18 protein-coding genes are annotated in these 11,158 nt (G+C 64.6%); all 18 read right to left on the bottom strand.

Annotated features, from left to right (window positions below):
* Positions 1 to 1,073 (bottom strand): hypothetical protein (locus B3H86_RS06495; RefSeq protein WP_292052161.1); only part of this gene is annotated, 1,073 nt, incomplete at its 3' end.
* Positions 1,074 to 1,130: 57 nt separating this feature from the next.
* Complete coding sequence (locus B3H86_RS06490) at positions 1,131 to 1,547, bottom strand: hypothetical protein (protein ID WP_292052159.1); 417 nt, start codon at positions 1,545 to 1,547, stop codon at positions 1,131 to 1,133.
* 47 nt (positions 1,548 to 1,594) lie between these two features.
* Positions 1,595 to 1,726 carry a hypothetical protein gene (locus tag B3H86_RS06485; protein ID WP_292052158.1) on the bottom strand — a complete coding sequence of 44 codons (132 nt, stop codon included), beginning with the start codon at positions 1,724 to 1,726 and terminating at the stop codon, positions 1,595 to 1,597.
* Positions 1,727 to 1,743: 17 nt separating this feature from the next.
* Positions 1,744 to 2,154, bottom strand: coding sequence for a gene transfer agent family protein (locus B3H86_RS06480; protein ID WP_292052156.1), 411 nt, complete (start codon positions 2,152 to 2,154; stop codon positions 1,744 to 1,746).
* On the bottom strand, positions 2,154 to 2,618 hold the full coding sequence (locus B3H86_RS06475) for a phage tail tube protein (RefSeq protein WP_292052153.1): 465 nt from the start codon (positions 2,616 to 2,618) through the stop codon (positions 2,154 to 2,156). The genes B3H86_RS06480 and B3H86_RS06475 overlap by 1 nt, the downstream gene beginning before the upstream one ends.
* Positions 2,619 to 2,672: 54 nt before the next feature.
* Positions 2,673 to 3,101, bottom strand: a complete 429-nt coding sequence (locus B3H86_RS06470; protein WP_292052151.1) for a DUF3168 domain-containing protein — start codon at positions 3,099 to 3,101, stop codon at positions 2,673 to 2,675.
* Positions 3,098 to 3,550, bottom strand: a complete 453-nt coding sequence (locus B3H86_RS06465; RefSeq protein WP_292052148.1) for an HK97-gp10 family putative phage morphogenesis protein — start codon at positions 3,548 to 3,550, stop codon at positions 3,098 to 3,100. The genes B3H86_RS06470 and B3H86_RS06465 overlap by 4 nt, the downstream gene beginning before the upstream one ends.
* Positions 3,550 to 3,879: a head-tail adaptor protein gene (locus tag B3H86_RS06460; RefSeq protein ID WP_292052147.1), complete on the bottom strand. Its 330-nt coding sequence runs from the start codon at positions 3,877 to 3,879 to the stop codon at positions 3,550 to 3,552. The genes B3H86_RS06465 and B3H86_RS06460 overlap by 1 nt, the downstream gene beginning before the upstream one ends.
* On the bottom strand, positions 3,879 to 4,064 hold the full coding sequence (locus B3H86_RS06455; protein WP_292052145.1) for a hypothetical protein: 186 nt from the start codon (positions 4,062 to 4,064) through the stop codon (positions 3,879 to 3,881). The genes B3H86_RS06460 and B3H86_RS06455 overlap by 1 nt, the downstream gene beginning before the upstream one ends.
* Positions 4,065 to 4,074: 10 nt before the next feature.
* Positions 4,075 to 4,644 (bottom strand): head-tail connector protein, encoded by a 570-nt coding sequence (locus tag B3H86_RS06450; RefSeq protein ID WP_292052143.1) that lies wholly within the window; start codon positions 4,642 to 4,644, stop codon positions 4,075 to 4,077.
* A complete protein-coding gene (locus tag B3H86_RS06445; RefSeq protein WP_292052141.1) occupies positions 4,644 to 4,991 on the bottom strand; it encodes a hypothetical protein in 348 nt (115 codons plus the stop codon). The genes B3H86_RS06450 and B3H86_RS06445 overlap by 1 nt, the downstream gene beginning before the upstream one ends.
* Positions 4,992 to 5,009: 18 nt before the next feature.
* On the bottom strand, positions 5,010 to 6,263 hold the full coding sequence (locus B3H86_RS06440; RefSeq protein ID WP_292052140.1) for a phage major capsid protein: 1,254 nt from the start codon (positions 6,261 to 6,263) through the stop codon (positions 5,010 to 5,012).
* A gap of 78 nt (positions 6,264 to 6,341) precedes the next feature.
* Positions 6,342 to 6,926, bottom strand: coding sequence for an HK97 family phage prohead protease (locus B3H86_RS06435; RefSeq protein ID WP_292052138.1), 585 nt, complete (start codon positions 6,924 to 6,926; stop codon positions 6,342 to 6,344).
* Positions 6,913 to 8,139, bottom strand: coding sequence for a phage portal protein (locus tag B3H86_RS06430; RefSeq protein WP_292052136.1), 1,227 nt, complete (start codon positions 8,137 to 8,139; stop codon positions 6,913 to 6,915). The genes B3H86_RS06435 and B3H86_RS06430 overlap by 14 nt, the downstream gene beginning before the upstream one ends.
* On the bottom strand, positions 8,136 to 9,836 hold the full coding sequence (locus tag B3H86_RS06425; protein WP_292052134.1) for a terminase large subunit: 1,701 nt from the start codon (positions 9,834 to 9,836) through the stop codon (positions 8,136 to 8,138). Before B3H86_RS06425 ends, B3H86_RS06430 begins: the two co-directional genes overlap by 4 nt.
* Complete coding sequence (locus tag B3H86_RS06420; protein ID WP_292052131.1) at positions 9,837 to 10,295, bottom strand: hypothetical protein; 459 nt, start codon at positions 10,293 to 10,295, stop codon at positions 9,837 to 9,839. It abuts the gene before it with no gap.
* A gap of 108 nt (positions 10,296 to 10,403) precedes the next feature.
* Positions 10,404 to 10,790, bottom strand: a complete 387-nt coding sequence (locus B3H86_RS06415) for an HNH endonuclease (RefSeq protein ID WP_292052130.1) — start codon at positions 10,788 to 10,790, stop codon at positions 10,404 to 10,406.
* 91 nt (positions 10,791 to 10,881) lie between these two features.
* Positions 10,882 to 11,158: hypothetical protein (locus B3H86_RS06410; protein ID WP_292052128.1), on the bottom strand; the 277-nt coding region annotated here is incomplete at its 5' end.

The raw sequence follows: 11,158 nt of genomic DNA, 5'->3' as shown, positions 1-11,158 counted from the left end.
CCCGCCGCAACCGGCGCGACCCTCGCAAGAGCTCCTGCGGTAAGGCCGGCAGCTGCGCCGCCGGCAACGCCTTTCGCACCCGAGCCGCCGATCACTGCCATGGCGGCACGCGCCGCGATAGCCGCCTTGACGATGGCCTGAAGGCCCTTGATGACCGCCATGATCGGGCCGCCCGCCGCGACCAGGGCGAGCATGCCAAGGCTTGCAGCCTGCATGCCGCTCGGCAGATCGTTGAAGGCCTTGAGCGCATCGCTGGCCCAGTCGAGCACCTTGGCCGCGACCGGCAGGAACTGCTTGCCGAAGTCCTCGGCGGCCTTGTTGAACTCGGCGCGGACGCGCTTCTCCTTTTCCGCCACCGTATCGGCCTCGCGCGCGACCTGACCCTGCATCTCCGCCGTCTGGCGCAGGATGATGTTGGCGCGTGCGATTACCTTGGCGGCTTCCGAGGCCGAGGAGGCCTTGCCCTTGAAGCCCAGCCGCAGCAGCTCTGCCGACACGGCCGTCTCGTTCAGCACCACGCCGAAACGCTTCAGGGGTTCGGTTTCGCCGGTAATACCCGAGATCACGGCCTGGAAGGCCTCGGCATCACTGACGTCCTTGAAGGCCCCCATGTCCAGCGCGCGGCGCTGGAGCTGGTCGACCATCGAAAGTGAGGTGCTGGCATCCACACCCAGCGCCGTCAGGACCGAGCGGAGCTGGGTGAAGTTGTCCTTCACATCGGTTTCGAGGCGGCCGAACTCTTCCGAGATCGCGGCCGTCGCCTTGGCGGCTTCCGCAGGCATGTCGCGGAAGGTCTGCTCAAAGGCACCGGACACGGCCTCGGCGCGCTTGGCCGCGTTGTAGGACATGGCCGTGATGGCCCCCAGGGCGACCGATGCGGCCAGCTGGACCGGCCGGGCGAAGTTGGCAGCCTCCCGGCCCAGATTGGCCAGGTTCTTGTCGAGCTGGCGCTGGCGGCGTTCGATGCTGTCGGCCGTCTTGTCGAACTTGCCCTGCGCGCGATCCAGCTGCTTCGACAGCTTGCTGATGTCCGCACTCATCCGCAGGACGAGGCTTTCGATATCTCGGGCCATGTTGCCTCCAAAAGAAAAGGCCCGCCGGAGCGGACCTTTGCCAGGGGTTGATCGGGCCTATCCGGCCGGTGAGCGCCTCGACGCCCAGTCATCTTCCGAACGCCTGCGCTCGACCCCGCAGAGGCGAGGCGTGAGCGAGGCGAACTCCCCGCACCATTCCGCGAAGGCGATCACGCCATGGCGGCCGTCGATGCGCACAGTTGCCAGGTTGGCCAGCTGACTGTCGGAGAAGTCAGACCATTCCACGCGCTGCAGATCATCCTTCGACCAGATGAGCGTGGCGACGGGCGCGGACGTCTCCCGTCCATGCTCATCGACGAGGCTCACACGGACGGAGACAGGATGCTCGTGCGCCCTCTCGCGCAGGTGCAGAACCTCGTCGGCGGCTTCGGTAAACGCCCAGCGCGCGCCGTCGACGAAGACCGTGCCCTCGGGCTGGGGCTTCCCGCATCCCGCCAGCATCAAGACGGCCATGCAGGCCGGAACATGTCTCATGAGCACCTCCCTGGGGGCGGCACATATCACGAATACTTCGCCATGAGGGCATCATGCTCGGCCTCGCTCAGGCTGGGCGAAGCAGGTTCCTCCGGCGAATTGGCCCGACGCCATCCGTCCACCGCCATGGCGAACTCCCACAGCGACAGATCATCCACCTCGCGCGGGGTGTAGCCTATGACGGCTCCGGTTCCGTAGAAGGAGCCGAAGCGGAGCTTGTGTCGCGGGAGCGGCTGTTCGTGCCGACCCCCGCCGCGGACTCCCCCAGAGCCTCATCCTCCACTCCGATCACGGCTGACGCGACGATCGCCTGTGCGATGGTGACATGGGGAAAGATCGGGGTGTCATCGAAGTGACCGAGGATGACCTGCGTCGCCTCATGGGTACTCAGGCCGCCACCGATCAGCCCCTGCAGGATGGTCTCGCGCACATCGTCAACGCGCCATCTGCCGGTCGTGAACCGCTGGATCAGCTCCATCGGGCCGCAGTCGGTCTTTTCCTGCAGGGCGCGAATGCGGCCGATGGGAAGGCGGAACAGCCGCTCTTCCCCGCCGAAAGCCAGTGTGACTTCAGCCGCGCGGCTCATCATTCACCGCCGACGTTGGCACCGAAAGTGGCCGTGACCTCGCCGTCAGACGAAAGCGTCATGGTCGAGTTGACCTTCTCGCCGACGTTGCCGGTCATGTCGAACTGCGTCAGGTGGAAGGCACCTTCATAGGTGATGACGTTGGCAGGATCGTCATCGTCCAGAATGACCTGACAGTTGCGGGAATCTTCCGACCTCCACCAGTCCCACAGCTTCTTGTTGTCGGACTTGTGGTTCATGCCTCCGCCGGTCACATCGACCGACAGGGACTGCTTCTCGCGGGCCAGCCAGGCGATCTTGTCCGGGTCATCGCAGTCGGGGACCGTCGCATCATTGGTCTGCGCGTTGAAGGTGATGCCGCGCTCGGCATTGATCGTGCACAGCTTGGTAAAGACTTCAGGGCTGGCACCATTGCCAACCTTCACCACGAGCTTGACCCCGCGGGTAGAGTTCACAGCGGCCATCTTGGCCTCCTATGTTGAGGGCATGAAAAAGCCGCCTGGGGCGGCGGGATCTGGCTAGGCGGTTGCCGTAGTCCAGTAGGTGAGCCTGACGACGCTATGGGCCGTGAGGCGATCCGGGTCGGTCATGTGCTGCGTGTCGTCATAGATCCAGTCGTCGCAGACATGGCCTTCGAGTGTGAGCTGGCGCGTCAGGGCCATCCGCACCGCCCCCGCGATCCGCTTGGCCTTCGCGCGGCTCTGAACGGGCGTGGCCTCGCGGGCGTAGACGTGAACATTGACCGCCACCTCGGAGGACGAGGCACATTCGGTATCGTGCCCGATGACCTGATCGTCGCCGATCAGGATATGCGGAAAGGGCGCATCGAGCGGCGGTGCCATGACGTAAACCCGCACACTGTCAGGCGCGAATGACTCCTGCACCACGTCCGAGGTCCGCAGAGCGGCCTCTACGGCGGCCTGAACGGCCAGGCTGGGATCGGTCATTTCGTGATCCTCCGGATGGCCTTGCGGGCTGCTGCTGAAACCCGACGCTTCATCGGGCGCTTCAGGGCACGATAGCTGGGCCAGAAGAACGGTCGCGCCGTCATGCCGAAGTGGGCCGCCTTGGCTTTCGTCATGACGCCCGTGCGCCTCATCCGCTTGCTGGGACGGGCAGGGATGGCGGCTCGGGAGGCCGTGCCGAACTCGACCCATCGGGCATAGTGCGCTCTTTTTCCACCGACGCTGTTGCGAATGGAAATGCGGGTGCTGGTCGAGACGTCCTGCGTCCGGATGCTGTTGTGAAGGTCCATCTCGTCGATCGGAACCAACCGCCGTTGCATCTCCGCCAGGTCGTGACCGTTGGCACGCATCTGATCGCGAACTGCCTTTCGGACCTCGACGGGAATGGCTTTGAGCTTGCGGCGCAAGCGGTCGCGATTGGTGAACGCCATCAGCCTTCCGCTCCCCCCGACACGGCCAGAATGTTGCGATAACCGGGCGTACGGGCCGGACTGGCAGAGGTGACATTGAACACTTCACCCGTCCGGACATCGACCATCCGCATGGCCGGCGTGATCGTCCTCGCCTGACGGCTGTCCCGGATGGTCACGCTGACCGGCTGCCGCCGCTCGAGGCGATGCTGCAGCGCCACCTCCGAACCTCGCAGATACTCGACATCGGCCCAGACCGTGAACCCCTCGACGAACGGACCCAGAGGGTCGCCGTTGGCGTCAGGCGCACGAGAGTCGAAGCGAACCCGGTTCGTCAGATGCCCCGCCATCAGACGTCACTCGCCTCGGCGGGACGTCGCCGGGGCGGCGCGACTTCTCGCGCATCGCCGTCCGCGACGAGCTGCTCGCCCCAGGCGCGCTTGATGGTCAGCTCCATTCCCGCCTTGTAGGCCACGGTGATCCCGCGCTGTTCCGGCGGTGTGAAATTCCTGTCCCTCAGGAAGACGACGCGCATGGGGAACTCCCTAGATCAGATGGATGCGATGATTGGCCAGCAGGGCCTCGACCGGCGCGGAGGTCGCGATCCGGCTGGAAACCGAACCGACCTGACCGCCTTCACGGTAAGCGTAGAGGTCGCCGGCAATCATCTTCAGGGCAGCCCTGATCGCCGGGGGAAGCGCACTCCGGGAGTAACCGACATCCAGGGTCACCGAGATGCGGGAGCCGGGGCGACGGGTCGGGGGCGACTGAAGCAGGGCAATCGACGGCGCGAGACCATCCGGCCTCAATTCGTACATGGTCGGAGGGATCACCCTGGCCGAACCATCGGGGTCGATGATCGAGATCTCGGTGACGCTGCGCACCGGAGCAATGGACAGCCTGGCCAGATCGGACCAGCAGTCACAGGCCACCTTCACCGATTGCTCTGACAGCCGAAGGCCCGTCATGTCCTCGATGTAGGCGCGGGCCGCAGCGATGATGTCATCGATCAGGGCATCCTCGTCATCGTGGTCGACGCGGAGGTGCAGCTTGATTTCATCAAGTGAAACCGGCTCCCCCGCAGCCGCAGAGGTGACCACAGGGGAGTACCACATCAGCGGGTCTCCTCTGCCGGAGCTTCCGCAGTGGTTTCGCTCACGGCGGTCCCGCCACCGGCTGCCGGCGTCGGGGCTGCCTCGAGAACAGCGATCCTTGCGTTCGCCTCCTCCAGTTGAGCGCGGAGGGTTTCTACCTCTGCAACAGCGGCCCGCGCCCTCTCCAGCTCCGCCTTCAAGGCAGCAGGACTGTCTTCCGAAACCGCCACGGCGTGGCCTTCCTTGATGAGGCGCTGGGCCTCCTTCTTGGAGAAGATGTCCACGATCTGGCCGGCCTGAACCGACAATTCGGGACCTTCGAAGCCCGAAAGCATTTTGATCTTCATCGGATGTGACGGGGCGGGCATCTAGCCCGCCCCGCTCCCTCAGGCAGTGCGGATGAGGAGGTGCTTGACGGCAGCGGAGTTGGCCAGCTCGCCATCAAAACGGATCAGGCCTGCGATACCCAGGTCCGGCCAGAAGCGTTCACGCAGCACGCCGATGACCGGCGAACCGACCTTGCGCACCCAGTACTTCTTCAGGTCGCCGAACAGCAGGGCCTTGGCACCGGCAGCGATGTCCGCCATGTCGTCGTTGATGTGGTAGGTGTGGCCGTTCAGGGTGCCCGGAACGCCCGCCTTCACATCGCCCTGTTGCCAGATGTACCGACCCTCGTTGTCCTTCAGCTTGCGAAGGGTCTTCAGGGTCTGGTCGTTGAACATGTAGCCGACGCTCGGTGCCTTGCGGTAGGCCGCATTGACCGAGTGCTCCAGGTCCAGCAGGTCATCGAAGGTGATGGCACCGGTCGCGGCCGAGGTGTGGCCGAGGCCCGAGGCCGTGACAATGCCGTGAGGCGCATTGCTGCCACTGCCGACCGTCAGCTGACGGTTGGCGATGCGACCCAGACGCTCGCCGATCAGCTCGCCCAGCAGCGCTTCCATGTTGAAGACACTGTCCAGCTCGAGCTCGTAGGACCACTTCACGAACTCGGTATCGAACGAGAAGGCGTCCAGCGACTTCTGGCCGAAGACAACATCCTGGCCGCCGTCATCGGTCAGCGGCACCCCTTCGGCGTGCGCAGCCCCCGACTTGTCGGTGTCATCGACGGTCGGCAGCTTGAAGGGATTGCCGCCAGCCGTGGTGATGTCACGAATGACCGCGCCATCGTACATCGGGCCATGCGCCTTCATGGCCTTGTCGATCTCGGCCAGAAGTTCGGTCGGGACCGTATAGCCACCAGCGGTCGCGGTACCGCCGGTCTGGGTGCGGAATTCGGTCGTGCCCTTCAGCAGGACCGCACGTTCCTCGCTCGACAGATCGGCCGGCGAAGCACCGCAGACGACCTTGGCAAAGACATGACGGTATTCGGGCGCGTCACCATCGCTGCGGCTTTCACCGTCTTCACGACCGGGGCGGCGGCTTTCGCGCAGCTCCTGGGCACGCTTCTCCACGCGCTGCAGCTGCTCTTCGCGCTCGATCAGCTTTTCGATGCGGTCATGTTCGGCCATGGCGGCATCGTGGGCGCTTTCGAGTTCGGCAGCGCGGGCTTCGTCGGTGGACTCCGTGATGAGGTCCAGACGTTCGCGGGCTTCAGCGACCAGCTTGGCCTGCTTCTCCCGCAGTTCGTTCAAACGCGACATGATTGCTCCTTGGGTTGTCGCAAAGAAAAACCCGCCGAAGCGGGCGCTCATTCGGTCAAGCGCGGGAGACGCGCCGCCTTACTCTCGACACTTGAGGTCGAGGGAAACCTTCATGCGCAGCCGGCGGCTGGCATGGTTGAAGTTGTGGGTGCGGCGCTCCTTGCGGGAAGCCTCCAGGGAACGAAGGCCCAGCTCGGTGTCCGGGTAGGCCGGCCGCACACAGGCACTGACCTCGATCAGCTCGAGGTCACGGATGGTCCGGCGGGGCGGACTGACGGTTTCGTCCCATTCGTCATGCGTGGCACGGAAACCGAACGACATGCCCTTGATGTCGCGCCGCCGCAGCTGGACGGCCAGATCGCGGCCGTCGGACGTATCGGGCAGATCGATCTCGACCTTCAGCCCGCGCTCGTCCTCTGCCAGCCGCAATGTCCCAGCCGAAGTCCGGCCAATCACGCGCCCGTAGTCGTGCTGGACAAGCGCGATGACATCACTGTTCAGGGATGATGCGAAGGCTCCGCGTTCGATCGTCTCGATCCAGGCTCCGCCGATTTCAGTCGGCGTATTGAACAGCGCCGCATAACCGGTCGCGACCATGCCGCCGCCTTCAGCCTCGCGGATCTCGACCGGTCCATCCAGGGAACGGATATCAGTTTTCTGCATCTTCAGGGTCTCCCTGTTGCGGCTTGGAGGGCAGGCCTGCCTGATACTGACCAAGGGGCACCGTTGCCCCCTGCATGTAGAGCTTGTCGCCACCGTCCAGCGGTGCGCGGTTGTCGATCGAGCGGGCTTCGTTCGGCGTGAGCAGAGAGGTTTGAACACCCCTCGCCAAGGCTTCCATGCGGCTCTTGAGGTCGCCTCGCTGGAGCGCGTCCAGGTTGTGTTCGGCGTAGCGACGGCCCCTGCTTGCGGCGAAGCATTTGAGATTGACCTCATCTTCGAAGGCCTTGGCCCAGCCACAGATGTTGTGCTTCACCAGAAACAGGTCCTGCTGTTCCGTATTGGCGAAGGAGCCGTTCGTCAGGTCCTGCAGGAATACCGGCGGCAGGTTCCAGGTTCTGGCCAGTTCCTCGACCTGAAAGCGCCTCGCATCGGTCATCTGCCCCTTGTCCGGGTCGAAGCCCACCGTCTTCAGCTCATATCCGGGCGGGATCGGGAACACCGCCTCGCCCTTGCGCCGGGCGGCATCGATGGCATTCCTGATGTCCGCCTGGGCACGCCTGATTGCATCAGGCCCCGCAGGCATCGGACCCGTGAGCGACAGCGGCGGTACCCCTCCGCCCGCGAAGAACTTGGCCGCATAATCTCCCATGGCAATCGCAAGCGCGATGGACTTCCGGGCGATCCAGATCGGGCTGTATGTCGAAAGCTGATCGGCCTTGAGCAGGAACGGAACGTCGATGACTTCACGCGCCTGATAGACCTTGCCCTCGCAGACATACTCCTTGCGGCCGTTCACCCGACGGACCGTCGTGACCTCCGCGTTCATGGGCCAGAAACCGGCTACACGGTCAGGCCCCGTGCGCTCGATATAGAGCAGCCCCCGCCCGGCCTTGCCGAACACCTGGGACCAGAAATACCGGCGCGCGGCATAGCTGCTCCATTCCTCGTTCGGTGCCTGGTTGAGCAGATAGGCAAAGTCACCCCGGTCGCGGACGGACTCATCCTCCCCATCCACGTTGAAGACATGGATGGGCAGGCCCGCCAGAGCCGCCGACAGGAAACCGATGGCGGCCGCGACGGCGGGCACGGTCATGGCGGATTCACCCGTGACGGCGGGCAGTTCGACGCTATCGAGGCCGAACACGCGCACCGTCTCCAGATCGCCGCCGATGCTGCGCTGTTCGGTCCGTAACAGGCGTTGCAGGAACTTCATGATGCCTCCAACAGGCTATAGCCGGGGTCATCCCAGGGGGAGGGCGGCGCGATGCCTGACGCCTCGGGATTACGGCTCATCAGCATTGCTGCGTTGAAGAGCGCGACGAGCGGGTCGATCTTGGCTCGCCCCGCACTTTCCTTCGTGATGAGCACAGCTCCACCCCGGACGACTGCCTTGGCGTTGCCGACGCACCACGCCATCAGTCGACGGCCGGCATGCCAGAAGGTCTTGTTCTTGAGCTTGACCTCGAGGCCCCAGGAGGCCGGCGACAGGGCCGAACCCTGTTTGATCGAGGCCAGAAGCTCCCCTTCGATTTCCCTGACCGCAAGCTCATCGACCAGCGTCGTGATGCCGAAGGGGTCCAGACCGATCCCGTACTTCTCGGGGAACAGCCCCGATTGATAGACCCGCTCGAGGATGTCAGCCGCATCACGGATCGGCTGGAGCGGATCGTCACAGATGACCAGATCGCCGTCAGCTTCGAACTCGCGCAACTGGGTTGCGATATCCTGGCGGCGCTGGAGCACGTCATCGTGCGCCCATGCCTTCGACCAGCTCAGCCAGTCTCGGGTTTCACGGCAGCGGCCGATCAGCCCCAGACCCATGAGGTCATCGAGGCCTCCGCCGTCGACACCGGCCACCACCACCTCCGACCGCGCCAGCAACTCATCGAGCGTAAGGTCCGGGTCAGCCGCGCCAGCCCAGTGATTGGCACCGGCCCAGCGATCCTGCGACAGCCTCAGTCCGATCTCGACGTTCAGATGCTTGGCCAGAAACACCTGCTTCTCGCCGCCGGTGGCATGGAGAACCTTGCGCAACTCGTCAGCCAGCCAGTGCTTGAAAACGGATCGGCCCAGATTGGGGTTGGTGATGTAGAAGTTGGCTGGATCGAGATAGGCCTCGCTCTCGATCATGTTCTCCGGGAACTCGTAGATCAGAGGCAGGCTGGCCGGATCGACAGCCAGCCCGTCCCGCACGCGACGGAAGTAGTCGAGCTTGGCCTTGAACACCCCGGCGGGCGCTTCGTCCGACTGGGTGCTGGCCCAGATGACAAAGCCTTCCGGCCGCGCCACCAGGCCGCCCGTCGCCTCGCGCAACATGGCGTCTGCCTTGGGCCGCTTGCCGAAGATCCAGAGCTCGTCGACGAACACGAAGCCGGCCTTCTTGCCGCCAACCGTATCGGTGTCGGCTGCGATGACCTTCAGCGTGGCCTTGGTCGCCAGATGGGTGATGGTTCGCGTGTGCTCCTGGATGTGGAGCAGGTCGCGCAACTCGTCATCCTCCAGCACCATGTCGCGCGCGGGATGGAATGCGTTGTTCGCCACTTCCAGCGTCGGTGCCAGGATCAGCAGCTCGGCCGAGTGACGCCAGTTGCGGATCAGAGCGGTGACCATGATGCCGGCCGCGATTGTCGACTTGGAGTTCTTCTTCGAGATCAGCAGGAAGAATTCGCGGATCAGCCTCTGGCCGGAGACCTTGTCGTATGCCCCGAAGATGGCGCGGACAAAGTCGAAGACCCACTGCTCGCACGCCTCGCCAAAGGTCGGCTTGCCCGGCGCGTCGACGATGCGCAGGGACTTGAACACCTGAAGAGCCTCTTCTGCCTCTTCCGCAAACAGCGGCGCGGGCAGCAGCGTCCGGCCCGCCACGATCCGCTCGCGCCAGTCCGGACATGCCGTCGATATCGTCACCATCTATTGCAACCTTGGCGGCGCTGGCGGAGCGTATTTCCCATGGATTTCGGAAGCGCGCTGGAGACGGGCTTCCTTCTTGCCCAGCGGCGGCTCCTTCGCCTCACGGCGACGAACCCGGTTCGCAATGTCCTTCGAACGGCCCGAGCCGAACTCTTCGCGGATGTAGCGCGCGGCCCCGACGTTACCCGCGAGCGCCTTCTTCCACATCACCTCGTTCAACACGGCCTGGGCGAGGTCAGCGCCTTCATCCAGCTCCCAAAAATAATACTTGCGCAGGGTAGGCTCGCTCAGCCCGACGCGGGCGGCGATCAACTCGACGGTCAAACCTGACGCGCGTAAAACTGCAATGTTTTCAGCGGTTTGCTTCGTCCACTTGTGCGACCGGCGACCGCGACGATCCTTGGGTGCCTTCCACGGATCGCCAAACAGGTCGACGTCGCCCGAATTTTCGTCGCTCATCAAAAAAAATCTCCGACTGAGGGGGGCGCGGGTCGGGAGCCTGCTGGCCTGTAGGCTTTCGACCCACCCCCTCCCGTCGCTGCCGCCGCTGGCCGCGATTCAGTCAGGTCAGGTCCAGACCCCACGCTGGTGCAGGCTGGCCTGCTCCTCGCGCTGGATGGCGCTGTCGTGCTCAGCCTTGCTGACCGTCTCGAGATTGTCCTCGTCCCAGAACAGGGCCTCGTTCCCGCGATGCGGTCGACGATGGTTAACGACAGGGCTGTTCGGCGCGGGGTATTTCCCGTCACAGACAACCCCGGTGCGCTGGCAGGTGTAGGCATCCCGGATCAGGATCTTCTGCCGCAGCGCGCGCCACCGTTCCGTCTTGTACCAGTGACGCCAGGGCGCGTTGTCACGCTGGCGTCTGGTCGGGGCGCGGGCGGCATCGGCGGGCGCACGGCCCAGGGTGGGAGCGATCGACGGAAGTCGCGGCGGCAGCGTGCTGAGTTTGGCCATGCCGACCCCTCCGACCAGACACGCGAAACCCGCCGCAACGAGGTTGGGCGGGTTTCCAGGCGCAGTTCTGAACTTGACGATTTACATGCCTTTAGCGTTCACCTCTGACAAGACCCTTTTTCAATTGGACATCCGTGGTTTTCAGTAGTGGGCCTGCGATTCGCAGCGCTTCGACCAGCCTGCGCCCGTCCAGCGCAACGGCCTTGCCGCCGCCCGACACCGACCGAAGCGACTGCCCCTTGCCCGCCACCGCGTCCAGGACCATCAGGGCACGGTCATCCCTGACCGCCACCTTGACCAGCCGCAACCGCAAGGCCGCATAGCCACGCTCGAGCGCCGCCCAGACCGCGCCGTCGCTGTTGACGGCC

This window comes from Brevundimonas sp. UBA5866, assembly GCF_002432125.1.
In the GTDB taxonomy this organism is placed as follows: domain Bacteria; phylum Pseudomonadota; class Alphaproteobacteria; order Caulobacterales; family Caulobacteraceae; genus Brevundimonas.
The sequence above is the reverse complement of the archived record's forward strand: the minus strand, read 5'-3'. Positions and strand labels throughout refer to the sequence as shown.

Bases quoted from the DNA above. Each gene is read 5' to 3' on its own strand.
- B3H86_RS06440 (WP_292052140.1), bottom strand. From the start codon at position 6,263: ATGTCGCGTTTGAACGAACTGCGGGAGAAGCAGGCCAAGCTGGTCGCT.
- B3H86_RS06420 (WP_292052131.1), bottom strand. From the start codon at position 10,295: ATGAGCGACGAAAATTCGGGCGACGTCGACCTGTTTGGCGATCCGTGG.
- B3H86_RS06490 (WP_292052159.1), bottom strand. From the start codon at position 1,547: ATGGCCGTCTTGATGCTGGCGGGATGCGGGAAGCCCCAGCCCGAGGGC.
- B3H86_RS06435 (WP_292052138.1), bottom strand. From the start codon at position 6,926: ATGCAGAAAACTGATATCCGTTCCCTGGATGGACCGGTCGAGATCCGC.
- B3H86_RS06430 (WP_292052136.1), bottom strand. From the start codon at position 8,139: ATGAAGTTCCTGCAACGCCTGTTACGGACCGAACAGCGCAGCATCGGC.
- B3H86_RS06475 (WP_292052153.1), bottom strand. From the start codon at position 2,618: ATGGCCGCTGTGAACTCTACCCGCGGGGTCAAGCTCGTGGTGAAGGTT.
- B3H86_RS06415 (WP_292052130.1), bottom strand. From the start codon at position 10,790: ATGGCCAAACTCAGCACGCTGCCGCCGCGACTTCCGTCGATCGCTCCC.
- B3H86_RS06480 (WP_292052156.1), bottom strand. From the start codon at position 2,154: ATGAGCCGCGCGGCTGAAGTCACACTGGCTTTCGGCGGGGAAGAGCGG.
- B3H86_RS06470 (WP_292052151.1), bottom strand. From the start codon at position 3,101: ATGACCGATCCCAGCCTGGCCGTTCAGGCCGCCGTAGAGGCCGCTCTG.
- B3H86_RS06460 (WP_292052147.1), bottom strand. From the start codon at position 3,879: ATGGCGGGGCATCTGACGAACCGGGTTCGCTTCGACTCTCGTGCGCCT.
- B3H86_RS06465 (WP_292052148.1), bottom strand. From the start codon at position 3,550: ATGGCGTTCACCAATCGCGACCGCTTGCGCCGCAAGCTCAAAGCCATT.
- B3H86_RS06425 (WP_292052134.1), bottom strand. From the start codon at position 9,836: ATGGTGACGATATCGACGGCATGTCCGGACTGGCGCGAGCGGATCGTG.
- B3H86_RS06445 (WP_292052141.1), bottom strand. From the start codon at position 4,991: ATGCCCGCCCCGTCACATCCGATGAAGATCAAAATGCTTTCGGGCTTC.
- B3H86_RS06455 (WP_292052145.1), bottom strand. From the start codon at position 4,064: ATGCGCGTCGTCTTCCTGAGGGACAGGAATTTCACACCGCCGGAACAG.
- B3H86_RS06450 (WP_292052143.1), bottom strand. From the start codon at position 4,644: ATGTGGTACTCCCCTGTGGTCACCTCTGCGGCTGCGGGGGAGCCGGTT.